Below are 22,992 nucleotides of genomic sequence, written 5' to 3' on the forward strand. Positions count from 1 at the left end.
GTATTTGGACAACGAAGAAGAGGCGGCTTCACCCCTTCTTAACCATGCGCCGTTAGACTTGGCGCTGCGGTACAGGCTGGGGAGCCGATGACCGCCAACGGAGAAGCCGCCCCGGCTCTTGGGCCGATAACGCCTGACCGCTTGGAAAAGCGGAGGGGCCGGGGCGCACCTGGAATGTCTCCGTTGTGCAAATACCCATTCCGACCTCTCCGCCCGTGCCGCCGGATCAGAAGGCTTCAGCCTCCAGCTCCATCACGGTGGCCGCTCCGGACTGGATGCGGGCCAAGTGCGTCGCGGTCATCGGCAGCTGCCGTTTCATGTAGTATCGGCCGGTCGCCAGCTTGGTCTTGTGGAAGGCCGGGTCCGCACTGCCCGCGTCCAGCGCCGCCTGTGCGGCAACGGCCATCCGTGCCCACATGTAGCCCAGGGTCACGTGGCCAAACAGGTGCATGAAGTCGTAGCTGCCCGACAGCGCATCGTTCGGGTTCTTCATGCCGCGTTCCATGAAGAACATGGATGCCGCCTGCAGGTCCTTGGATGCGGCCTTGAGCGGTTCGATGAAGTCGGCTGCCAGCGCCTGGTTGCCGGACTGCTCCTTGCAGAAGGTCTTGACCATGTCGAAGAACGCCATGACGTGCTTGCCACCGTCCTGCGCCAGCTTGCGACCGACAAGGTCCAGCGCCTGCACGCCGTTCGCGCCTTCATAGATCATGGTGATGCGGGCGTCGCGGACGAACTGGCTCATGCCCCATTCCTCGACATAGCCGTGGCCGCCCAGAACCTGCTGCGCCAGCACCGTCGCCTCGAAGCCCTTGTCGGTCAGGAAGCCCTTGATGACGGGGGTCATCAGCGACACCAGCCCCTCGGCGTCCTTGTCGTCGGCCAGGTGGCCGCGGTCGATCAGGTGCGCGCCCCACAGTGCCAGGGCGCGGGCGCCCTCGATGAAGCTTTTCTGATCCAGCAGGCTGCGGCGGATGTCGGGATGCACGATCAGCGGATCGGCCGCGCCCTTCGGGTTCTGCGCACCGGTCACGGCGCGGCCCTGCAGGCGGTCCTTGGCATAGGCCAGCGCGTTCTGATACGCGGGCACCGCCGCGGCATAGCCCTGCAGGCCCACGCCCAGACGCGCCTCGTTCATCATGGTGAACATGGCGCGCATGCCCTTGTGCAGATCGCCCAGCAGCCAGCCCTTCGCGCCGTCATAGTTCATCACGCAGGTGGCATTGGCGTGGATGCCCATCTTGTGCTCCAGCGCGCCCACGGACACGCCGTTGCGATCGCCCAGAGAGCCGTCGGCATTCACCAGGAACTTCGGCACGATGAACAGGCTGATGCCCTTGGTGCCCTCTCCGCCGCCCGGCGCCTTGGCCAGCACCAGATGGACGACGTTTTCCGCCATGTCATGATCGCCGGCCGAGATGAAGATCTTCTGGCCCGTGATCAGATAGCTGCCGTCATCCTGGGGTTCCGCCTTGGTGCGCAGCAGGCCCAGATCGGTGCCGCAATGCGGTTCGGTCAGGTTCATCGTGCCGGTCCAGTCGCAGCTGACCATCTTGGGCAGCCAGGTCTGCTTCTGCTCGTCGGTGCCATGCGCGTGGATCGCGGAATAGGCGCCGTGGGTCAGACCCTGGTACATGTTGAAGGCCATGTTGGCCGACACGAACATCTCTCCGGTGGCGACGCCCATCGTATAGGGCATGCCCTGGCCACCATATTCCGGGTCGCAGTCCAGCGCGGTCCAGCCGCCTTCCTTGACCTGGTCGAAGGCCGCGCGGAACCCGTCGGGGGTGCGCACGACGCCGTTTTCCAGGACGCAGCCCTGCTGGTCGCCGGGCAGGTTCAGGGGGGCCAGCACCTCGGACGCCAGCTTGCCGGCGGCCTCCAGCACGGCTTCGGTGAAATCGGGGGCCAGTTCGTCATGGCCGGGCAGGTCAGAGTGCGACAGCTTCAGAACGTCGTGCAGGACGAACTGCAGGTCGCGGATCGGGGGCGTGTACGAAGGCATGTCGGGATCCTTTACGGCTGTTCTGTGGGGGCTGCGGAAAGCCGGCCCGTGGCGTCCGAGATCTGCTGGCGAAGGTCGGCGATCGCCTCGCTCAGTTCGGCATATTGCCGTTCCATGTCCGCCAGGCGGTCGCGACCGACCTCGATCGTGGCCGCGATCTGCGCGCGGTTCGTGCCGCCGGGTTCGTACAGCTGCAGCAGCTGGCGGATCTGTTCCAGGCTGAACCCGAAGCGCTTGCCGCGCAGGATCAGGATCAGCCGGGCCCGGTCGCGCCGATCATACAGCCGGTGCTGGCCGCGGCGCTGGGGAAAGATCAGCTCTCGTGCCTCGTAGAACCGCAGCGTGCGCGGGGTCACGTCAAAGGCGTCGCACATCTGGCGGATGGTCATCAGATCTTCGGACATGGGTGCGGCTCCTCCTCAAACCGGCTTTCCGTCCTGCCCTGAACATAGCCCCAAGTTGACGCGAACGTAAGCAGGACGCGGCGTCACGGGCCCGCATGCCGCCGCGTCAGCCCATCTTGGCCAGTTCGGCCACCGTGGTCTGACGCAGCTGGTCCAGGTCCGCGCGCGCCGCCGTCAGGTCGGCGATCTGCCCGTCCAGCACCGCCAGCTGGCGGTCGGCCATGTCGATCCAGACCTGATACTGCTCACGCGAGCCCTTCTTGTCATAGATCTGCAGCCATTGGCGGATCTCCTCCAGGCTAAAGCCGAAGCGGCGTCCGCGCAGGATCAGGGTCATGCGCGCGACCTCTCGCGGGCCATAGAACCTGGCGCGACCTTCCTTTCGGGGCTGCAGCAGTTCGATGTATTCGTAATAGCGCAGCGTGCGGGGCGTCACCTCGAACCGTGCGCACATGTCCTTGAAGCTGATGCGGTCTTCGGTCACCCGGCACCTCCCTGGAAGATTTCCCTTGGCGTCAACCTAAGCGCAGCCGCATCCTTTCTCAACCGAATCGCGCGCCGGGGCTTGATCCGGGTCCCGACCCGACGCTACCCCTCGCGCAAAGAAGGACGCCCCATGACCGATCCCGACGATCACGCCCGCATCGCCCAGCAGTTCATTGAGGCGATCCCCCATGCGCGCGCCCTGGGCATGCGCGTGGACGAGATCGGCGCGGGCCGCGCCACAATCAGCATGCCCTGGGCCGAACATCTGGTCGGCGATCCGCGCACCGGGGTGATCCACGGCGGCGTGGTCTCGGCGCTGATGGACACCTGCTGCGGGGCGGCGGTGATGGCGCATCCGACGAACCCGCGATCGACGGCGACGATCGACCTGCGCATCGACTACATGCGGGCGGCGACGCCGGGACAGCGGATCACCGCACGGGCAGAATGCTATCACATGACACGGAGCGTGGCCTTTCTGCGCGCGGTGGCGCTGGACGAGGACCCCGACAACCCCGTCGCGGCTGCCACCGGCGCCTTCACGGCGGAGCGGTGATCATGGGCGACCGCAACGAGCCACTGCACCAGATCAAGTCGCGCCGCGATTCGGCGCTGGCCGCGATGGTCACGGGCGTGCCCTACATGACCTGGCTGGGCATCCGCTTCGACCGCCGCGGGGACGAGCTGACCGCGATCCTGCCCTATGACGACAAGCTGATCGGCAACCCGATGCTGCCCGCGATCCACGGCGGGGTCACGGCGGCCTTCCTGGAGGTCACGGCGATCATCGAACTGGGCTGGGCCGCCATGTGGGAGGACCTGGAATCGGGCCGCATCGCCCCCGACGCGGCCGTGCCCGACAGCCTGCCGCGGCTGCCCAAGACCATCGATTTCACCGTGGATTACCTGCGGTCGGGCCTGCCCCGTGATGCCTATGCCCGCGCCCGCGTGGTGCGGTCGGGGCGGCGTTACGCGTCCGTCCATGTCGAGGCGTGGCAGGACAACCGCGCCCGCCTGATCGCCCAGGCCACCGGTCACTTCCTGATGCCGCAGCCTTGAGCCTGCTGACCAACCGCCGGGTGCTGCAGATCGCGGTGCCCATCGTGCTGTCGAACATGACGGTGCCCCTGCTGGGGCTGGTCGACACCGGCGTCGTGGGTCAGCTGGGCCAGCCGCAGGCCATCGGCGCGGTGGGGATCGGCGCGATCATCCTGACCTCGATCTATTGGGTGTTCGGGTTCCTGCGCATGGGCACGTCCGGTCTGGTGGCGCAGGCGCATGGCGCGGGCGACCAGCCCGAGGTCGGCGCCCATCTGCTGCGCGCGCTGGCCATCGCCGCCGCCGCGGGTCTGGTCTTCATCGCGTTGCAGGCACCGATCTTCTGGGCGGCCTTCCGGCTGGCCCCCGCGTCGGACGGGGTCGAGGCACTGGCCCGCGACTATCTGGCGATCCGCATCTGGGGCGCGCCCGCCACCATCGGGTTGTATGCGATCACAGGCTGGCTGATCGCGGTCGAACGCACCCGCGCGGTGCTGGGCCTGCAGCTGTTGCAGAACGGGCTGAACGTGGCGCTGGACCTGTGGTTCGTGCTGGGCCTGGGGCTGGGCGTGGCGGGCGTCGCATGGGCCACGCTGATCGCCGAGATGTCAGGTCTTGCACTGGGCCTGTGGCTGGCGCGGCACGTGCTGGGACAGGCGCGGCGCGCGGCGGGGCTGTGGGCGCGCGACCGGCTGACGCGGCTGGCGCGGGTGAACAGCGACATCATGATCCGGTCGGTGCTGCTGCAGGGGTGCATGACCAGCTTTCTGTTCCTGGGCGCGGGGCAGGGCGACGTGCCGCTGGCCGCGAACCAGGTGCTGCTGCAGTTCGTGGCGCTGACTGCCTATGCGCTGGACGGGTTCGCCTTTGCCGCCGAAAGCCTGGTGGGACAGGCCGTGGGCGCGCGCCGGCCCGACCGGGTGCGGCGGGCGGCGCTGCTGACCTCCGCCTGGGGGCTGGGGGGCGCGGTCGTGATGGGGCTGGTCTTCGTCATCGCGGGGGGCGCGATCATCGATCTGCTGACCACGTCCGACGCGGTGCGGGCCGAGGCGCGGATCTATCTGCCTTGGCTGGGGCTGGCGCCCCTGATCGGCGTGGCCAGCTGGATGCTGGACGGCATCTTCATCGGCGCCACGCTGACGCGCGACATGCGCAACGCGATGATCCGGTCAGTCGCGGTCTTTGTCGCCTGCGTGCTGATCCTGCCGCCGTTCTGGGGCAATCACGGGCTGTGGGCGGCGCTGATGGTGCTGAACCTGGCCCGCGCGGTGACGATGCTGCGCCGCTATCCCAACGCCGAGGCCGCAGCGGCCTAGCCCGCCATCCGTCGCAGCAGGCGGTCGCGCAGCACGACCTGGTGGAACAGCGCCATCGCGATATGGCCCAGGATCAGCACGCCCATGACCCAAGCCAGCTCTCCGTGGAAGTTCGAGCCGATGTCGGTGGCGGTCTTGACGACCTGATCTGGGGTCCGGGGCGCGAAGATCTGGAACCCGAAGGGCGCAAATCCCCGTTCACCGCCCCAGGCCCGCAGCAGCGCGGCAGAGGGGACGGCCAGCATCAAGGCATACAGCGCGAAATGCCCCAATCTGGCCGCATAGCCCAGCAGGCCCGCGCGGCGCGGCGGGCGGCGGTGGCGGTTCAGGATGGCCCAGACCACGCGGATGACGATCAGCACGAACAGGACGGTCCCGACCTGGGTGTGATTGCCGGTCAGCGCCACGGCCAGCGCGGCCTCCTCTCCCAGCAGGCGTTCGGACAGCATGCCGCCGAACTGCCAGACCATCAGGGCGGCGATTCCCCAGTGAAGCGTTCTGGTGACGATGCGGTAGCGGTCCCGATTGTCCCAAAGCATGATCCGGTATCCTGTGGTTGATGGGCCTGTCGGCCTTTTCATCCCACGGTTCGGTGAAAATGCGATGGCGAAAATGCCGGGTCACCAAAGCTTGACCCGCATTGCCTGCTGGATGCGCAGCGCGCGACGGCATGAAAAAGGGGGGCGCGATGCCCCCCTTAATGCGGTTCGTGGCGGCGGTTCAGGCCTCGTCGATGACCTGGCGGCGGGCCTCGTCCATCAGGCGGGCCATCTGCGCGCGGATCGTGGCGGCGTCGGCCACGCCGGTCAGGTCGGCCTCGACCTTGCGGAAGACGTCTTCCTCTCCGGGTTCGTCGAAATCGGCGCTGACGACGGTCATCGCATAGGCGCGCGCGTCGTCGCCGGTCTTGCCCAGCTGCTCTGCCGCCCATTCGCCCAGCAGGCGATTGCGGCGCGCCTCGGCCTTGAAGCGCAGATCGGCGTCATGGGCGAACTTGGATTCGTGGGCGCGCTCTCGGTCGTTGAACGTGGTCATCGGGCTCTCCTGTGCGTCTTGTGGGTCAAGATATGCGCATCGGGGCCCCTTGTCGCAAGGCTCGTCTTGCCCCCGACGGGCAATCCGCGCTAAGCGGCATCTTCAGGGACATGCGAAAGGACGGTGGGCCCATGGCACCGCGGCGCAAGAAAGTTTACGAAGGCAAGGCGAAGATCCTTTACGAAGGCACCGAGCCGGGCACGCTGATCCAGTATTTCAAGGATGACGCAACTGCCTTCAACGCGCAGAAACGCGCCACCATCGAAGGCAAGGGCGTGCTGAACAACCGCCTGTCCGAGTTCTTCATGAACGGGCTGACGAACATCGGCGTCCCGAACCACTTCATCCGTCGCATCAACATGCGCGAACAGCTGATCCGCCAGGTCGAGATCATCCCGCTGGAAGTGATCGTGCGCAACTTCGCCGCCGGGTCGCTGTCCAAGCGTCTTGGAATCGAGGAGGGCACCGCCCTGCCGCGCCCCATCGTCGAGTACAGCTACAAGAACGACGAGCTGGGCGACCCGATGGTGTCCGAGGAATACATCATCGCCTTTGGCTGGGCGACCCAGCAGGACCTGGACGACATCGTGTCGCTGGCGCTGCGCGTCAACGATTTCCTGTCGGGGGTGTTCTATGGCGCCGGCATCAAGCTGATTGACTTCAAGATCGAGGTCGGACGGGTCTGGGACAACGATTTCATGCGCCTGATCGTGGCGGACGAGATCAGCCCCGACAGCTGCCGGCTGTGGGACGTCAAGACCGGGCAGAAGCTGGACAAGGACGTGTTCCGCCGCGACCTGGGCAACCTGACCGACGCCTATACCGAGGTGGCGCGCAGGCTGGGCCTGATGCCCGCCAACACCACCAGCCTGAAACCGACCGCGATCAACTGAGAAGGAACGCCGCCATGAAAGCACGTGTCACCATCATGCTGAAGGACGGCGTCCTGGACCCCCAGGGCGAGGCGATCCGCCATGCCCTGGGCGGGCTTGGCCACCAGGACGTCACCGGCGTCCGCCAGGGCAAGCTGATCGAGCTGGACCTGGCTGCCACCGACGCCGAGGCCGCCCGGGCCGAGGTCGCGAAGATGTGCGAGGGCCTGCTGGCCAACACCGTGATCGAGAAATATTCGATCGAGATTGCGTAAGGTTTCGCCTGACGCTGCGGCAGCCTGCCCTTATCGGCAGGTTGCCCCCTGCACCCCGTTGCAAACGCGCGCGTTTGACGCCCAATGTGCGGATGATGAACCAGACCCCGACCCCCCAGAACGCCGCCCCGGTCATCGCGATCAACGGATTGCACAAATCCTATGGCCAGCTTGAGGTTCTCAAGGGCGTGTCCATGACCGCGCCCCGTGGCCATGTGATCAGCCTGATCGGGTCCTCCGGGTCGGGCAAGTCGACGCTGCTGCGCTGCTGCAACCTGCTGGAGAACAGCCAGGCCGGAGAGATCCTGTTCGAGGGCGAACCGGTCCGCTGGAAGGGGCAGGGGCAGAACCGCCAGCCCGCCGACGGCGCGCAGGTCACGCGGATGCGCACCAACCTGTCGATGGTGTTCCAGCAGTTCAACCTGTGGGCCCACATGACGATCCTGCAGAACGTCATGGAGGCCCCGGTCACCGTGCTGGGCGAGGATCGCGCCGCGGTCGAGGCCCGTGCCCGCGACCTGCTGGCCAAGGTCGGCATCGGCGACAAGGCCGACGCCTGGCCCGCCCAGCTGTCGGGCGGCCAGCAGCAGCGGGCGGCCATCGCCCGCGCGCTCTGCATGCAGCCCAAGGCGCTGCTGTTCGACGAACCCACCAGCGCGCTGGACCCCGAGCTGCAGCAGGAGGTCGTGCGCGTCATCAAGGATCTGGCCGGAGAGCATCGCACGATGATCCTGGTCACCCATGACATGCGGCTGGCCGCCGATGTCAGCGATCACGTCGTGTTCCTGCACCAGGGCGTGGTCTGCGAAGAAGGCCCGCCGGACCGCCTGTTCGGGAACCCGCAGACCGACCGTCTGCGCCAGTTCCTGTCCGCGACGATGGCGACATAAGAAACCAACAGGAGAGACCCCCGAATGAAATCGCTGACGATTGCCGCCACCGCCCTGATGCTGACCGCGGGTCTGGCTCAGGCGCAGACCATCCGCATGGGAACCGAGGGCGCCTATGCCCCCTACAACTTCATTGACGACGCCACCGGCGAAGTCACCGGTTTCGAGATCGAGCTGGGCAACGAGCTGTGCACCCGCGCCGAGCTGGAATGCACCTGGGTCCGCAACGATTGGGATTCGATCATCCCGAACCTGGTGTCGTCGAACTATGACACGATCATGGCCGGCATGAACATCAACGAGGAACGCCAGGCGGTCATCGCCTTCACCCAGCCCTATACCCCCGCGACGCCGTCGGCCTATGCCGCGCTGGCCGCCGACGTGGACGTGAACACCGCGGTCGTGGCCGCCCAGACCAGCACCATCCAGGCCGGCTATGTCGCCGAGACCGAGGCCACGCTGATCGAGTTCCCGAACCCCGACCAGGCCGTCGCCGCCGTCCGCAACGGAGAGGCCGACGCCATCCTGGCCGACCGCGACTTTCTGGCGCCCATCGTCGAGGAATCCGGCGGAGAGCTGGTCTGGGTCGAGGGCATGGACCAGGTCGCCCTGGGCGAGGGCATCGGCATGGGCCTGCGCCAGTCCGACACGGAACTGCTGGCGACCTTCGACGCCCAGATCACCGCGATGAAGGAAGACGGCAGCCTGAACGCGCTGATCACCAAGTGGTTCGGCGACGACGCGCTGCTGTTCGAATGATCTGACCTGCCGCCGCGGACCCGTTCCGCGGCGGCCCTTCGGGAAGTCCCATGTTCGCATATTGCACCGATCCGTCCCTGTTGCAGGGGCTTGCGTGGCTGTCGTGTTACCTGACATCGGGCACGCATCTGCTGTTCTATGCCAGCTTCGGGACGGTGCTGCTGCTGCTGGCGATCACCGCGCCCATCGCACTGCTGTTCGGGTTCGGGGGCGCCATGGCCAGCCGGTCGCGCATCGCGCCGCTGCGCTGGTTCGGGGGGCTGTACACCTCGATGGTGCGCGGGGTGCCCGACATCATCTTCTTTCTGTTCGTGCCGATCGCGCTGGACCAGGCCTTCGAATGGGTCCGCCACCAGGCGCTGTGCGACACCGATGCGCCGGTGCGGCAGGGCAATGATTTCGTCGTCTGCGCCGCGGCCAAGCTGCCGCTGAGCAACGCGGCCCCCTGGGTGCACGACGTCTATGGCATCTTTCTGGCGGTCATCGCCTTTTCCATCGTCTTTGGCGCCTTTGCCGCGAACGTGTTGTCGGGGGCCATGCAGGCCGTGCCCCGCGCCCAGCTGGAAACGGCCGAGGCGTACGGCATGAGCACGCGTCAGGTGAACCGCCGGGTGCTGATCCCGCAGATGTGGACCTATGCCCTGCCGGGCCTGTCGAACCTGTGGATGATCCTGATCAAGGCCACGCCGCTGCTGTTCCTGCTGGGGGTCGAGGATATCGTCTATTGGGCGCGCGAACTGGGCGGGTCCAAGACCAGCGCCTTCAGCTATCCGCATCCGGATTGGCGGCTGTACTATTTCCTGGGCATCCTGGTGTTCTATCTGGGCATGACGTGGATTTCGGGGCGCATTCTTGACCGCGTCACGGCGCGGCTGTCGCGCGGGCAGGCCACCATGGGTGGCGAAGCGCTGCGCAAGGGGACCCCGGCATGAGCTGCGTCCAGACCATCATGGATTACGGCCTTCGGTCGATCGGCCTTGGCGAACGCCTGCTGCCGCGCGCCGATTACAACCTGTGCCAACAGGCGACGCTGATCGGGTCGGGGCTGATCTGGAACCTGTATTTCGCCGTGCTGGCCCTGTCGGTCGGCTTTGTCATCGCGACCGCACTGGCGGTGGCCAAGGCCAGCGCCAACCCCTGGCTGCGCAAGCCCGCGGATGCGTTCATCTTCGTCTTTCGCGGCAGCCCGTTGTTCATCCAGTTCTTCATCGCCTATGAATCGCTGGTGCTGCTGCCGCGGGCGGGGATCGACATCTTCGGGATGACCGTCCAGACCAGCTGGCTGACGCGGGCCTGGGCCGGGGCGCTGGTCGTGCTGATCCTGAACACCGCCGCCTATTCCGCGCAGATCTTTCACGGCGCGCTGATGTCCGTCCCCAAGGGAGAGGTCGAGGCCGCCGACGCCTATGGCCTGACCGGGTGGAAGCGGTTCCGCCGCGTCGTCTGGCCGACCATGCTGCGCCTGGCCTGGCCCAGCTACACGAACGAGGCCATCTTTCTGTTCCACGCCACGACGCTGGTCTATTTCAGCGGCTTTCCGGCGTTCCAGCAGAAGGGCGACGCGCTGTACTATGCCAGCTACTTCGCGGACCGGACGTTCAACCCCTTTGTCGCCTATCCCATTGCCGCCGCTTATTTCATCGCCGCCACCTTGGCTTTGATCTGGGTTTTCGGCAGGGTGAACAGGCGGCTGAACCGGCACCTGCCGGGTGCGACCAGCCGCGTCCGGTACCGTCCCCAGTTGATGAGATAAACCCATGGAATGGCTGCGCGAACACCCCGAGGTCAAGACGATCCGCGTCGCGGCAGCAGACCTGAACGGTGTCGCGCGAGGCAAGCGCGTGCCCGCCCGCTATGCCGGCAAGCTGCTGGAGGAGGGGACCAAGTTTCCCTATTCGGTCCTGAACCTGGACATCTGGGGCGAGGACGTCGAGGACAGCCCGCTGGTCTTTGAATCCGGCGATCCCGACGGCGTGCTGCTGCCCACGGAACGCGGGTTCCTGCCGATGCCCTGGCTGGACGCGCCCACGGGTCTGCTGCCGCTGTGGATGTTCCATCCCGATGGCACGCCCTATGACGGCGATCCCCGGCAGGCGCTGGCCCGCGTGGCCGAACGCTATGTCGCGGCCGGGTTGGTGCCGGTGGTGGCGACCGAGCTGGAGTTCTTCCTGATCGACGACAGCGGCAAGACCTTGCGCGTGCCGCCCAGCCCGAAATCCGGCAAGCGACGCACCGGCGGCGAGGTTCTGTCGCTGCGCGCGCTCGATGCGTTCGACCAGTTCTTCACCACGCTCTATGACGCCTGCGAGGCGATGGACATTCCGGCCGACACCGCCATCTCGGAGGCCGGACCGGGGCAGTTCGAGATCAACCTGATGCACCAGGCCGACCCGCTGAAGGCCGCCGACGACACCTGGCTGTTCAAGATGCTGGTCAAGGGCATCGCCCGCACCTACGGCTTTGCCGCCAGCTTCATGGCCAAGCCATACGAGATGTTCGCGGGCAACGGCATGCACATGCATTTCTCGATCCTGGACCGGGCCGGGCGCAACATCTTCGACAATGGCGGCGAGGAGGGGACCGAGGCCCTGCGTCAGGCCGTCGCCGGCTGTCTTCGCGCCATGCCCGGATCAACCCTGCTCTTCGCCCCGCATGAAAACAGCTATGATCGGCTGGTCCCCAACGCGCATGCGCCGACCGGCATCGGTTGGGCCTATGAGAACCGCACGGCCGCGATCCGCATCCCGTCATCGGGTCCCAAGGCGCGGCGGATCGAACACCGCGTGGCCGGTGGCGACGTGAACCCCTATCTGACCATCGCCGCCATCCTGGGCGCCGCCCTGAACGGGATCGAAGATCAGCTGGTCGCCCCCGCGCCTTTCAAGGGCAACGCCTATGACCAGAGGCTGTCGCAGCTGCCCGGCGATTGGGGCGCGGCGATCGAGGCGTTCGACACCTGCGCCGAAATCCGTCGCATCCTGCCCGCCCACTTGGTCGACAACTATCTGATGACCAAGCGCCAGGAGCTGCACTACATGGCCGAACTGTCGGACGAGGAAACGGTCGAGCTGTATCTGGATACGGTCTGATTGCGCGTGCCCGGATAGGACGTCCATTCGGCCGAACCCGCTTCCATCCTGACAACCATAGACCTGCCGCTGATGCGGCCGGCCTTCGTTTTCGCAACCACGTCAGGGTGTCGGCGTAAGCGGTGCAGGCCGGAGGCCAAGCCTGTGTCCGTGGAAGACATGAGGCGCATGGACTCATATGCGGCCTGCTTTCAAGCGATTGGCGGGCCTGCAGCACCGAACCGGCAGGATCGCGATGCGCTGTCGGCCCTGAACCTCGGCATTGGCGTGTCGCGCAGTGCCGGAACGGATCACGCGGAAGCGTCGCCCGCGACAAGCTTTCGAAAGTCGCTTTCGGTGATGATCCGGATGGGATGGCCCGCGCCTTGCATCTCTTGGGCCTTTCGGTGCTTGCTGCTTTGGGCGTGCCCCGCAAGAACGGTTTGATCCTGATCGCCGATGACAAGGTGGGTGGTGTGCGTGGTCACGCCCGCCCTGACCGACATCCCGGCCTGGGCCGCCATTGCGGCCGCCTCGGTTCGCGGCAGGCCGAGCGTTCCCGTGAAAACCACCGTGGAACCGGCCAGGGGACCCGACGGGTTTCCGGCCATTACCGTGGCGACATTGCCCTTCGTGCGCGCGGGCTTGATCAGATCCTCGAAGGGCAGGCCCAGATGGCGCTCGGCATGTTGCACGACCATCGCCGCCGCCCGTGCGTCCTCGCCCGCGTCATGGTGATGAAAGCTGAGGTTCAGCATGCGCTTGAGGTTGGCCAGCCCGTGCCCGCCGTTCCCTCTCAGCTCCGGCCATGCCCGCCGTGCAATCGCGACGCTGTCGCTCCATAGCAGGTCGGGGACGTCGATGCCGTAGCACCGGCAGGCGGCATTCATCGCCTGCCGGTCAAAGTTGCTGTGTTGGACAAGCCGGTGCTGCGTCAACAGGGGCAGAAGAATCGGCAGGGCGTCGTCGAACCCGGGCGCCTGGGCCACATGGTCGGGTCCGATGCCGTGCAGCCGGATGTTGAACGGTGCGAACCGGGTGCGGGGATTGATCAGCATCGAGAATGTCACGATCTGGTCGTCGGGCTGCACGCAGGCAAGACCGATCTGGCAGATGCTGGCCGCGTCGTTGCAGGCCGTCTCCACATCCAGCGCGATGAAGCGGAAGCGTCCCTGAGGGACCTGTTCGGCATGGTCAAAATGCGGTCTGTCAGGGGCGTGGTCGGTCCGGGAGGGTGGGAACGCGGCACCATCCGCCGTTTGCTGACCGCGCGATCCACGATCCTGACTGCGTTTAGAAAGCCAATCGGCAAATGCCATTCACACCCTCTTTTCTCACTATCCTCGACCGTACCAGAAGCGCGATCCAAGGTCAGGCCTCTGTCTGCAAAGCGGAACCTTCATTGTGCGGAACAGAATGACTGCCGGTGGTCTTAGCCACGCAAGGTTGGCCAAACGTGCGGTTTGCCGACGGCCTTTGACTGTCTTGCCAAGTGGGCACAACCGCGCGTGCCAACGGTTCAGTCTGATGCCGGTTTGGCAAGCAGGGTCAGGACGGCTTCGACATCGTCCAGCAGGCTGGTCCAGCTGCCATCCGCATCGATCCCGTTGATCCGCATCAGAAACAGCCCCTCGACCGCCAGGAACGCCACGCGCGCGGCCTGTGCGGACGGGGTGTCACCGGCAAGCCGTGCGAAGATCCCGTGATACCAGTCGCGGGTTTCCTGCAGGTTCGCCGGATCTTCCAGATAGCTGACCAGCAGCGCCGCCATCTTGGCATTGATCGCCTGCTGCGAGACCCGTGTCGCCGCGATATAGCGCAGGATGAAGCTGACCGGATCCTCTGCGGCGTGATCGCCCAGCATCGCGTCGAACTGGCTGGTCCAGCGGTCGATCAGGCCGCGGACAAGCGCATCCTTGCTGGCGAACGTATACTGCACACCGCCCTTCGAGATGCCCGCGGCCTGCGCCAGCGCACCGATGGTCAACGCGCCGCCACCGCCGTTGCGCACGATCTCTTCGGCGAGGTTCAGCAACCTGTCGCGGCTGATTGTCGGTGTCCTGCCCAATTTCCCCTCATCCCCATTCCGGTTGCATTCCATACGTATGTATTTATATCGGCGCCTGCAACGGAAACCTCAGGTGAACCATGTCCGTCCGACACCCCGATCCGAAACGCTGGCTGGTGCTGCTGGCCGTCATGCTGGCCTTTCTTCCCGTCGTCCTGGACATGACGATCCTGCATGTCGCGGTGCCGACGCTTACGCAGGCCCTGAACGCGTCCGGAACCGAGGTCCTGTGGATCATCGACATCTATCCGCTGCTGATGGCGGGGCTTCTGGTGCCGATGGGAACGTTGTCCGACCGGGTTGGCAACCGCAAGATCCTGCTGACGGGTCTGGTGATCTTCGCGTGCGCGTCGGCGTGGGCGGCGTTTGCCCAAAGCGCGGCGGTCCTGATTGCCGCGCGGGTGCTGCTGGCACTGGGGGGATCGATGATCCTTCCCTGTGTTCTGGGCCTGATCCGCAAGACATTCGTCGACGATGGAGAGCGAGCCATGGCGCTTGGGCTTTGGGGAACGGTGGGCGCTGCGGGGGCGGCGGTCGGACCGTTGGCCGGCGGCGCCCTTCTGGAGCATTTCTGGTGGGGCTCGGTCTTTCTGATCAACGTGCCGGTCATGCTGATCGTGGCCCCGGCCTGCTGGCTGCTGCTGCCGCGTGTCGAACGGACGACCCTTGGCAAATGGCCCATCGGCCAGGCCCTGCTGCTGATCGTGGGGATGATCTCCATCGTCTATGGCATCAAGGCGGGTTTCGGTGCCAAGCACTCCCTGCCCGTAGCGGCGCTTGTCGTGGCATCGGGCATTGCGGTTCTGGCGCTGTTCATGCGCATGCAGGTCCGCTCGCCAAAGCCGATGCTGGACCTGTCGCTGCTGTCGCATCCTGCCATCGGTGCGGGCCTCATCATGGCGATCGTCGCGTCGGGCGCCTTGGCGGGGGTGGAACTGACCCTGGCGCAAGAGCTGCAATACGTGATGGGCAAGACCCCGCTGCAGGCCGGTCTGTTCATGGTTCCGATCATGGCGGCCGCGGCCATCGGCGGGCCGGTGGCGGGCTACCTGTCCAACCGTTTCGGGCTGCGAGGGGTCGCCAGCCTGTCGCTGGTCATTGCTGCCGCCGCGCTGATGTCTTTGGCGCAGAGCGATTTTCAGGATCCGAGCCTGTCGGTGCCGTCGGCGCTTGCCGTGCTCGGCCTGACGCTCAGCATCGGGCTGACGGCATCGTCGATCGCGATCATGGGCGCGGTGGATGCCAGCAAGGGCGGCGCGGCGGGTTCGCTGGAGGCGACCGGATACGAGCTGGGCACCGGTCTTGGCATCACCGTCTTCGGGGTCTTCATGTCCAATGTCTTCAGCCGTGCGATGGAGGTGCCGGCGACCATCCCGGCCGATCTGGCCGCACAGGCCACCCGCGCCATCGGCGACACGTATATCGTGGCGGGGCGACTGGACGGAGACCAGGGCGCGGCGCTGATCGCCGCCGGAAAGGCCGCGTTTACGCAGACCCATTCCGTGCTGCTGACCACATCGGCCGTCGTGATCACCGTGCTGGCGGTCGTGGTGTTCGTGGCGCTTTCCGGTCACCGCCCGGCATCCGCGGCGACCCACCATTGAGCGGCTCCGAACCTGACCGGTCGTGCAAGGGTCGGCGCGGCTTGATGACCCGCGATCGTCGCGCCCGTCACGCGCTCAGCCGTGCGGCCCGCATCTCCCGACCCGGGGGGCGCTGGACAGACGCGGATGACGGCGGGTGAACTCAGGCACGTTTTCAGAGCCGGCGGCATGGCTGATGGCAGCCCTCTGCGCCAGTATCAGGCCCGGCATGACATCCGTCACGTCCGGTCAGGCGGCTTTGATCCTGACCACGACGATGTCACCTGCGTGCAGATTGGCCGCGACCGCCAACTCGCCCAGGAGGGCAGGGCGCAGTCCCAGTGCCAGCTCAGTACAGGGTGCGACGGGGCTAGCCTTGGTAATGCCGCTGATCATCGGCACTGTCGCCGAATAGCTGAACCTGAAGCGGTTGGCGTGAGTGCCGGCTTGGCAGCGGTGAAGGTCGCGGAGGCTTCACATCGGATCATTCTGGGCAGGGGCGCCTGCAGTCTCAGGCAAGCGCTGCACCCCGACTACTAAGGTGTCGTCCGACGGTCTTTTCGACGTCCATGTAAAGGGAATGTATTTCCTGACCCCGTGCATTGCGGCCGCTGATTGGGGTTGGCAGATGGACCATGAAAATCTCTACCGGTTCGACGTTGTTTTCGGTAGAAGGAATCTCGCCCTCTTCTGCGGCCGATAGGGCAGCGGAGGTGCTGATGTGCTCTCTGACGAAACGGTTTGGCCATTGCGATCAACACCGTGGCCTAGGGTGCAACGGGAACGGATTTCAGTGCCGGAATCGTCTGGTCCGAGGCCCATATGAATGCGCTCTACGCGGAAATGGCCCGCACAGCCGCCTCGGCTCTCAGCCCGCTGTGCGATCAGGCTGACCGCGTGACTGCACGCGGGGGATGAGGGGAGGCTGGACCGGATCATTCCGGTCCTGTAGCGTTCACGTACTGGTTGCAGCGATCAACACTTTTCATCCCGACGAATTCCAGCCATCGGAGCCATTGACGATGTTTGACCTCGAAGCGCCTGACGATCTGGTTCTTGTGCAGGACGCGATCCTGGTGCCGCCGCCGGTCGATGGCCGGGGGCGCCAGCAGGCCTCGGGGGTGCTGACGCCCGATGGACAGATGGTGGCGAACTCGATCAGCTGGTCGAACAGCCAGGAGCCCGTAAACTCTGCCCCCGCCATGCCCGACACGGTCGAGACATTGTCCGGCACCTGGATGTTCGGCGGCACGCTTTACGGCCATTTCGGCCATTTCATCACCGAAAGTTTCGCGCGGGCATGGGCGCTGGACGTGCTGCGCGGTCAGATCGACGGCGTGCTGTTCACGCCCAAGCAGACATCGGCCAACCTGGAGCCCATGATCAAGGCGCTGCGGCCGCTAATGGATTCCCTGGGGCTGGACGTGCCGGTGCGTTGCATCACGACGCCCACGCGGGTCGAGCGCCTGCATGTGCCCCGCCAGGCGTCGGCATGGGCGACCTGACCACCGGCAGCGCCAAGTTCCGCGACTTTGTCGGCACCCATGCGGGTGCGGGGATCGACCCGGCAGGCCCGAGCGGATCTATGTCTCGCGCAGCCTGCTGCCCGCGCAGCGCGGCGGCCTGATCGCGGAGGGCCTGCTGGAGGGCTATCTGGCGGATGAGGGCTATCAGATGTTCCACCCGCAAAAGCACCCGGCGGCGGTCCAGATCGCCCACTACAAGGCGGCGCGGGACATCATCACGGTGGACTGCTCTCCGCTGCACATGATGGCCTATGTCGGCAATGCCGCGCAGCGGGTGGCGATCCTGACCCGGCGCAGCATGGATTTCGCCCCAGGCTTCGTGCGGCAGCTGCAGACCTTCACCGGCATGACCGCGTTCGAGGTGAATGCCTTGAAACGGGACTGGGTTCAGGGCGGCGCGCTGCGCCCCGGACGCGGGTCCTTCGGAGAGATGGATTTCCCCCGGACCTGGCAGGTCCTGCGCGACCGCGGCATGATCACGGGCGACACGCCCTGGCCCGCGCTGACCGACAGCCAGCGCGACGCGGACCTGCAGCGCATCGCGGAAATGCATGGGCAGGCCTTCCGCCCGCTGGACGAGAACCTGGACCGGCACGCCAAAAGAACCGCTGCCGCCTCTGCCTGAGGGGGGCCGGGTATGCGCTATCGCGCCAGGGATGCCATGCACGGATGTCCTGATGACCGATAGCGGCGCGTCGCATCGCGTCGCCCGTGATGCCGCTGCACCAACGGTGGAGGTGTCTCACTCCATGGTCCTGACGCTTCCGGACAGGCCGGAGACGCAGGTTGCCATGGTGGCCGTTCGGGGTGACCGCGATCTTGCCCTCAAGGTGCATCCGCCGGGCAGCCCCCTGACCGCCGGACCGGACGGCGTTAGGATCGCGTCCGGGACCGGCCTGCGCTGCACCTTGCCGCCCGCCGCATATCTTCATGCCAAGGCCATTCTGCTGGAAATCAGCTTTTCTCTGCATGAGGCGTCCGCCTGCGAATCCCTGTTGTCGCTGATCGACGCGAATGGCCGAAGCCTGTCGTTTCGCGACATGGGGGCGCAGTGGGTCGTCCGGGCCGGGGCTGCGCGGATGGATCTGGTCAGCCACCGGGATCATCGGCAGACGGTCTGTTTCGTGCTGACGGCCGGGGGTCACCTGATCATGCGTCACGACGACGGCCTGATCGAGGACGCTGCCGCCTTTGATCCTGTCGACATCCTGCAACTGCGCCAGATCCGGGTCGGCGACAGGGGTGCCATGACGCTGCATGCACTGCGCCTGCAGGCGCTGCAGAATGGCAGCCGCGATGACCTGCGCGCGTGGATGTCGTCATGGCCCAGCCCCGGTGGGGATGCGGGTGCTGGATCGCCGCTGTTGATCCATTTCAACGGCCAGTCCCTGGCCGTGGGGCCGGATGTTCCGCCCGGCGACAGGTTGGCGCTTGCCGATCTTGGCCGCCCTGACGTGCAGATGCTGGGCGGGGTCCATACCGGGCCGGACAGGCGTCCCGTGGACCTCCAGGGGCTGCAGACGCGACCCGGGCCTGTCGATGCAGCAGACGCCGTCATGGCGCAGGTCAGGATCGCGGGGCCGATGCCGCCGGCCTTGGCGATGGCGCAGGCGCTGTCCGGGCAGAACGGGGGCGATCACGACCAGCTTCGCCTTGCGCCTGTCGCCGTCTCGGGCAGTCCGGTCTTTGGGCAATCCATCGCTGTTCTGGACGACCCCGACGGGCTGGTTAGGTACAACATGGACCAGATCATCGATGCCACGCACCTGGCCTATGCGCGGCAGGGCATCGCGCCCGCGGATGTCGTCTATTTCTGGATCCAGGGAGAGGCCGACCGTCAGGCGCCGCCGGGTGCCTATCTGGCCGCCTTGAGTGCGCATTGGGACCGGATCCGGTCGCGGCTGGACGATCTTTACCCGGCCGCGCGCAAGATGATCCTTCTGATGCAGACCGCCGGGTCCGACCAGTCGCATCATGGCAGCGACACCACCCACACGGCGACCGAACAGCTGGCCTTCGCGGCCGGGCGCGACGATGCCGTGATGGTCGGGCCGATCTATCCCTCGGCGCTGTCGGACCGCGTGCATCCCGACCTGCACCATTCCCGCATCATCGGAGAACTGGCGGCTTGGGCGCTGCGCGAGACGATGGCAGGACGGGGCTGGACGATCCCACGTCCGACCGCACGGCGTCAGGGCGACCGGATCACGCTGCGCTTTGCGCTGCGGCCGGACGAGGCGTTGGCGGCTCACACCGAGTCGCCCTATGGCGGGATGGGGATCGATGAATTTCTGGGTGTCGAGGTCATTGGCGGCGGTGCGATCACCGCGCTGGCCCTGGACGGCCACGACCTGCATCTGACCGTGGACGGGCCGATCACCGGGCTGCGCTACGCGATGCAGCGTCAGAACATGCGGATCGACGGCAATGCCCATTCGGCCCGGCGCGGCCTGCTGCGCACGACCCTGTCCCGCCCGGCGGTGCACCTTCCGGGCACGATGCTGTACCGCTGGCTGCCGGGGTTCGTGCTGGACGCCGACGCATGGGCATGAAAACGCCCGCCCGCAGGGGCGTCATGCAGCGCTGAAATGTCAGAAGATGATTAATGGTGGAGCCAAGGGGAATCGAACCCCTGACCTCTTGAATGCCATTCAAGCGCTCTACCAACTGAGCTATGGCCCCACCGTGAGGTCCGCGAAGCGCGTCTGCGCCGCCGCGTGTGGGGTCTATAGGAGGGGGCGCTGCGGGGTGCAAGCGGAAAATCGGCGTGCCTGCGCAGTTTCCGGAATTTCCTTGGCGGCCCCGCGCGGTGGCCGGCATCGGGGCCTGAAACGAACAAGGCCGCGCCATTTCGGGCGCGGCCTTGGATCTTATTCTTCTTCGTCGCCCGCGACATCGGCGATGTCGTCCAGCGACACGTCGCCGTCGTCATCATCCTCTTCCAGCAGGTCGTCGTCGATCTCGCCCGCGTCGTCGGCGATATCCTCCTCGTCGTCGACCAGTTCGTCGTCATCGGTCGCCGCGGCCGTCTTTTCGGTCACCAGCGTCTTGCCACGACCGTCGGTCAGGCTGGTCAGCGTGAACGTGTTCCCGCAGGCCGGGCAGGTCATCGGATCTGCCTTCAGGTCGTAAAAGCGGGTGGCGCAATGCGGGCACAGGCGTTTGGTGCCCCATTCCTCTTTGGGCATGGTATTCTCCTTCAGCCGCGATTAGGGGAAATCGGGTGATCCCCTGCCACAGAGGCCAGAGGGTGTCAAAGGCTTTATCTGGCAGGCCAAGGCGGGCATGGCAAGCGGCGATCAGCGGATCATCATCGAAGACGGGCTGGTGGTGCGGTTGCGCCGCTCGGCGCGCGCGCGGCGCATGACCCTGCGCGTGCCGCGCGACGGGTCGGGCGCGGTCCTGACGCTGCCGACGGGTGTGCCCTGGCCGAGGGCAGGATTTCGCGCAATCGCGGCGCGACTGGCTGCGTGCGGCGGTCGGGCGGCTGCCCCTGCGGCAGGTGGCGGTGCCCGGCGCGGCCCTGCCCGTCGAGGGGCGGGCCCTGATCCTGACGCCGGCGCCGGTGCGACGCGCCCAGGTCCAGGAAGATCGCCTGCTGATCCCCGAAGGCCGGCCCGCGGGCGCGGTCGCCGCCGCCTGGCTCAAGCATCTGGCGATGCTGCGCCTGCGGGTCGCCTGTGACCGGTTCGCGGAGGCGTTGGGGCGGCCCTATGCCGCCATCGCGCTGCGCGATACGCGGTCGCGGTGGGGCAGCTGCACCCATGACGGGCGGCTGATGTTTTCGTGGCGGCTGGCGATGGCCCCGCCGGTGGTGCTGGACTATGTCGCGGCGCACGAGGTCGCGCATCTGGCATACATGGATCACTCGGCCCGCTTCTGGGCGCAGGTCGAGGCGCTGATGCCCGGTCACGCCCCGCACCGGGCCTGGCTGCGCGCGCAGGGCGGCGATCTGATGCTGTGGCAGTTCCGCGATTGACGCAGCCCGGATTTGTGATCACATCATGGCCATGAGCCCGACAGACCCCACCGCCCATGAACGCCTGTATCGCAGCCTGCGCAGCCAGATCATGCTGGGGGAACTGCCGCCGGGCAAGGCGCTGACCCTGCGCGGCATCGCCCGCGACCACAACCTGTCGATGACCCCCGCGCGCGAGGCCGTGCGCCGTCTGGTGGCCGAAGGCGCGCTGACCCTGTCGGGATCGGGGCGCGTGGCCACCCCCGCCCTGTCAGACGACCGGATCGAGGAACTGGCCGCCCTGCGCGCGCTGATCGAGCCGGAGCTGGCCGCCCGCGCCCTGCCGCGGGCGCATTTCGCGCTGATCGACCGGCTGGCGGTGATGAACGGGCGGATCGCGGATGCGGTCGAACGCCACGACGCGGTCGGCTATATCCGCTGCAACCTGGAATTTCACCGCATGCTGTATCTGCGCGCGCAGGCCCCGGCGATGCTGGCCATGCTGGAGACGATCTGGCTGCAGCTGGGACCGACCATGCGCGCGCTGTACGGGCGCGTGCGGCGCAACGAGCCGCCGCGCCATCACCGGATGATCCTGGCCGCCCTGCGTGCCGGGGACGAGCCTGCACTGCGGCTGGCGGTGCGGGCGGACGTGACGCACGGGCTGCGGCACCTGACCTCGACCGAGGGCGGCTGACGGCAATGTGACTTTGCCCGCGCGCCTGCCGGGCATCATGGCGGTCAGACCACAGGAGATGCCCGATGATCGACCGCCGTCAGCTGTTGCGAAGCCTTGCCATCGCCGCGCCGTCCGTCCTGGGGATCGGGACGGTGGGTCAGGCGCTGGCCCAAGACGCCCGCGCAGCCCGGCTGATCGCCGCGAATGTCTGTCAGCTGACCCCGGAAACCACCGAAGGCCCGTTCTATTTCGACCCCCGCCTGATGCGCGGCGACATCCGCGACGGCGCGCGGGTCATCCGCTGGCGCTGCGGCTGCAGGTGGTGGATGCGGCCTGCCGGCCGATCCAGGGGGCGCGGGTCGATGTCTGGCATTGCGACGCGCAGGGAAACTACAGCGGTTATCCGGGACAGCAGCAGGGCGACCTGCGCGGAGAGACGTTTCTGCGCGGCGCGCAGACGACCAATCAGGCCGGGCGGGCGGCGTTCCGCACGATCTGGCCGGGTTGGTATCAGGGCCGCACCGCGCATGTGCATTTCAAGGTGCTGCTGGGGGAGCGAGACCTGCTGACCGGTCAGATCTTCTTTCCCGACCGCTTCAGCCGCGCGGTGTTCGACCAGCTTCCCGATTATGCGCGCGCCAGCACGCGAGCTGATCTTCAACGATCAGGACGGCATCGCGCGCCGCGCCGGGCAGGGCGCCTATGCCGAGGTCACCCAGGTCGAGGGCGGGTTCGAGGCCGCGATGGTCATCGGGCTGGCCGATGACCGCGCGGCGCTGCGGGTGCCGTCCTAGCCCTGCACGCCCATCGGCGGCAGGCTCATGGTGCCGAACTGAACGTCGGGCAGGGCCGAGGGGATGACGCGGCTGTATTTCGTGCCCTCGATCGCCGCACCGGCGATCAGGCCGGACTGGCCAAAGATCATCGCCACGACAGGGAACTGGGCGCTGAACGTGTCGGCGCCCACCGCCATGCCGCCCGACGGCAGCGCGTAATAGGCCCCGGCGCCCGCGGTCCAGCCCGGTGCGGC

General features: G+C 66.7%; 26 protein-coding genes, 1 tRNA gene and 2 pseudogenes. 19 read left to right on the forward strand and 10 right to left on the reverse strand.

The window, feature by feature from the left end; translation table 11 throughout:
* Positions 1-226: 226 nt before the first annotated feature.
* The 3 genes from TY51_RS06855 to TY51_RS06865 form a co-directional block, all read right to left on the reverse strand.
* Positions 227-2,005, reverse strand: a complete 1,779-nt coding sequence (locus TY51_RS06855) for an acyl-CoA dehydrogenase C-terminal domain-containing protein (protein ID WP_042247547.1) — start codon at positions 2,003-2,005, stop codon at positions 227-229.
* Positions 2,006-2,016: 11 nt separating this feature from the next.
* Positions 2,017-2,409, reverse strand: coding sequence for a MerR family DNA-binding transcriptional regulator (locus tag TY51_RS06860; RefSeq protein WP_042247548.1), 393 nt, complete (start codon positions 2,407-2,409; stop codon positions 2,017-2,019).
* A gap of 106 nt (positions 2,410-2,515) precedes the next feature.
* Entirely contained in the window at positions 2,516-2,863 is a 348-nt protein-coding gene (locus TY51_RS06865) for a MerR family DNA-binding transcriptional regulator (RefSeq protein ID WP_206692757.1), read from the reverse strand.
* Positions 2,864-3,025: 162 nt separating this feature from the next.
* Here TY51_RS06865 and TY51_RS06870 point away from each other — a divergent pair, with 162 nt between their 5' ends.
* The 3 genes from TY51_RS06870 to TY51_RS06880 are packed head-to-tail and all read left to right on the forward strand — an operon-like array spanning position 3,026 to position 5,249.
* Positions 3,026-3,451 carry a PaaI family thioesterase gene (locus TY51_RS06870; protein ID WP_042247550.1) on the forward strand — a complete coding sequence of 142 codons (426 nt, stop codon included), beginning with the start codon at positions 3,026-3,028 and terminating at the stop codon, positions 3,449-3,451.
* A gap of 2 nt (positions 3,452-3,453) precedes the next feature.
* On the forward strand, positions 3,454-3,954 hold the full coding sequence (locus tag TY51_RS06875; RefSeq protein WP_042247551.1) for a PaaI family thioesterase: 501 nt from the start codon (positions 3,454-3,456) through the stop codon (positions 3,952-3,954).
* Positions 3,951-5,249, forward strand: a complete 1,299-nt coding sequence (locus tag TY51_RS06880; RefSeq protein WP_042247552.1) for an MATE family efflux transporter — start codon at positions 3,951-3,953, stop codon at positions 5,247-5,249. The genes TY51_RS06875 and TY51_RS06880 overlap by 4 nt, the downstream gene beginning before the upstream one ends.
* Here the strand turns inward: TY51_RS06880 and TY51_RS06885 are convergent.
* Both TY51_RS06885 and TY51_RS06890 read right to left on the reverse strand, forming a co-directional pair.
* A complete protein-coding gene (locus tag TY51_RS06885; RefSeq protein ID WP_042247553.1) occupies positions 5,246-5,788 on the reverse strand; it encodes a cytochrome b in 543 nt (180 codons plus the stop codon). The genes TY51_RS06880 and TY51_RS06885 overlap by 4 nt on opposite strands.
* Positions 5,789-5,969: 181 nt before the next feature.
* Positions 5,970-6,284, reverse strand: coding sequence for a DUF1476 domain-containing protein (locus TY51_RS06890; protein ID WP_042247556.1), 315 nt, complete (start codon positions 6,282-6,284; stop codon positions 5,970-5,972).
* Between the two features lie 131 nt (positions 6,285-6,415).
* Here TY51_RS06890 and purC point away from each other — a divergent pair, with 131 nt between their 5' ends.
* The 7 genes from purC (at position 6,416) to TY51_RS06925 (ending at position 12,169) form a co-directional block, all read left to right on the forward strand.
* Complete coding sequence (purC, locus tag TY51_RS06895) at positions 6,416-7,177, forward strand: phosphoribosylaminoimidazolesuccinocarboxamide synthase (RefSeq protein ID WP_042247558.1); 762 nt, start codon at positions 6,416-6,418, stop codon at positions 7,175-7,177.
* A 14-nt stretch (positions 7,178-7,191) separates the two neighbouring features.
* Entirely contained in the window at positions 7,192-7,431 is a 240-nt protein-coding gene (gene purS / locus TY51_RS06900; protein WP_042247559.1) for a phosphoribosylformylglycinamidine synthase subunit PurS, read from the forward strand.
* A 92-nt stretch (positions 7,432-7,523) separates the two neighbouring features.
* Positions 7,524-8,321, forward strand: coding sequence for an ABC transporter ATP-binding protein (locus TY51_RS06905; protein ID WP_042247561.1), 798 nt, complete (start codon positions 7,524-7,526; stop codon positions 8,319-8,321).
* Between the two features lie 24 nt (positions 8,322-8,345).
* Positions 8,346-9,080, forward strand: a complete 735-nt coding sequence (locus tag TY51_RS06910; protein ID WP_042247563.1) for a transporter substrate-binding domain-containing protein — start codon at positions 8,346-8,348, stop codon at positions 9,078-9,080.
* Between the two features lie 50 nt (positions 9,081-9,130).
* Entirely contained in the window at positions 9,131-10,012 is an 882-nt protein-coding gene (locus TY51_RS06915) for an ABC transporter permease (RefSeq protein ID WP_042247565.1), read from the forward strand.
* On the forward strand, positions 10,009-10,833 hold the full coding sequence (locus TY51_RS06920) for an ABC transporter permease (RefSeq protein WP_042247567.1): 825 nt from the start codon (positions 10,009-10,011) through the stop codon (positions 10,831-10,833). Before TY51_RS06915 ends, TY51_RS06920 begins: the two co-directional genes overlap by 4 nt.
* 4 nt (positions 10,834-10,837) lie before the next feature.
* Positions 10,838-12,169, forward strand: coding sequence for a glutamine synthetase family protein (locus TY51_RS06925; RefSeq protein ID WP_042247568.1), 1,332 nt, complete (start codon positions 10,838-10,840; stop codon positions 12,167-12,169).
* A 290-nt stretch (positions 12,170-12,459) separates the two neighbouring features.
* Here the strand turns inward: TY51_RS06925 and TY51_RS06930 are convergent, their stop codons facing one another.
* Both TY51_RS06930 and TY51_RS06935 read right to left on the reverse strand, forming a co-directional pair.
* Positions 12,460-13,467 carry an exonuclease domain-containing protein gene (locus TY51_RS06930; protein ID WP_081994759.1) on the reverse strand — a complete coding sequence of 336 codons (1,008 nt, stop codon included), beginning with the start codon at positions 13,465-13,467 and terminating at the stop codon, positions 12,460-12,462.
* Positions 13,468-13,667: 200 nt separating this feature from the next.
* A complete protein-coding gene (locus TY51_RS06935) occupies positions 13,668-14,216 on the reverse strand; it encodes a TetR/AcrR family transcriptional regulator (RefSeq protein WP_042247570.1) in 549 nt (182 codons plus the stop codon).
* An 80-nt stretch (positions 14,217-14,296) separates the two neighbouring features.
* Here TY51_RS06935 and TY51_RS06940 point away from each other — a divergent pair, with 80 nt between their 5' ends.
* The 5 genes from TY51_RS06940 (at position 14,297) to TY51_RS06955 (ending at position 19,877) form a co-directional block, all read left to right on the forward strand.
* A complete protein-coding gene (locus TY51_RS06940; protein ID WP_042247572.1) occupies positions 14,297-15,820 on the forward strand; it encodes an MFS transporter in 1,524 nt (507 codons plus the stop codon).
* Between the two features lie 1,001 nt (positions 15,821-16,821).
* Positions 16,822-17,304, forward strand: coding sequence for a hypothetical protein (locus TY51_RS20175; protein ID WP_052649893.1), 483 nt, complete (start codon positions 16,822-16,824; stop codon positions 17,302-17,304).
* Complete coding sequence (locus tag TY51_RS24495) at positions 17,292-17,426, forward strand: hypothetical protein (protein WP_373960473.1); 135 nt, start codon at positions 17,292-17,294, stop codon at positions 17,424-17,426. Before TY51_RS20175 ends, TY51_RS24495 begins: the two co-directional genes overlap by 13 nt.
* Before the next feature lie 47 nt (positions 17,427-17,473).
* Complete coding sequence (locus TY51_RS20180) at positions 17,474-17,950, forward strand: hypothetical protein (protein ID WP_052649895.1); 477 nt, start codon at positions 17,474-17,476, stop codon at positions 17,948-17,950.
* Positions 17,951-18,002: 52 nt separating this feature from the next.
* A complete protein-coding gene (locus TY51_RS06955; RefSeq protein WP_197054680.1) occupies positions 18,003-19,877 on the forward strand; it encodes a hypothetical protein in 1,875 nt (624 codons plus the stop codon).
* 54 nt (positions 19,878-19,931) lie between these two features.
* On the opposite strand, the gene TY51_RS06960 is transcribed toward TY51_RS06955, so the two are convergent.
* Both TY51_RS06960 and TY51_RS06965 read right to left on the reverse strand, forming a co-directional pair.
* Positions 19,932-20,007, reverse strand: a tRNA-Ala gene (locus TY51_RS06960).
* A gap of 188 nt (positions 20,008-20,195) precedes the next feature.
* Entirely contained in the window at positions 20,196-20,513 is a 318-nt protein-coding gene (locus TY51_RS06965) for a TIGR02300 family protein (protein ID WP_042247579.1), read from the reverse strand.
* A gap of 230 nt (positions 20,514-20,743) precedes the next feature.
* On the opposite strand from TY51_RS06965, the gene TY51_RS06970 reads away from it, so the two are divergent.
* The 4 genes and pseudogenes from TY51_RS06970 (at position 20,744) to TY51_RS23265 (ending at position 22,756) form a co-directional block, all read left to right on the forward strand.
* Positions 20,744-21,304, forward strand: a complete 561-nt coding sequence (locus tag TY51_RS06970) for a M48 family metallopeptidase (RefSeq protein ID WP_307535256.1) — start codon at positions 20,744-20,746, stop codon at positions 21,302-21,304.
* Between the two features lie 31 nt (positions 21,305-21,335).
* Positions 21,336-21,980, forward strand: a complete 645-nt coding sequence (locus tag TY51_RS06975; RefSeq protein ID WP_081994762.1) for a GntR family transcriptional regulator — start codon at positions 21,336-21,338, stop codon at positions 21,978-21,980.
* 58 nt (positions 21,981-22,038) lie between these two features.
* Positions 22,039-22,542: pseudogene (locus TY51_RS24500) on the forward strand (hypothetical protein); the annotation flags it as partial.
* A gap of 49 nt (positions 22,543-22,591) precedes the next feature.
* Positions 22,592-22,756, forward strand: coding sequence for a hypothetical protein (locus tag TY51_RS23265; RefSeq protein WP_231558946.1), 165 nt, complete (start codon positions 22,592-22,594; stop codon positions 22,754-22,756).
* Here TY51_RS23265 and TY51_RS22535 read toward each other — a convergent pair.
* Positions 22,753-22,992 (reverse strand): annotated as a pseudogene (locus TY51_RS22535) (hypothetical protein); the annotation flags it as partial. The gene TY51_RS23265 and the pseudogene TY51_RS22535 sit on opposite strands and share 4 nt — an antisense overlap.

Source organism: Paracoccus sp. PAMC 22219, from assembly GCF_000787695.1.
In the GTDB taxonomy this organism is placed as follows: Bacteria; Pseudomonadota; Alphaproteobacteria; order Rhodobacterales; family Rhodobacteraceae; genus Paracoccus.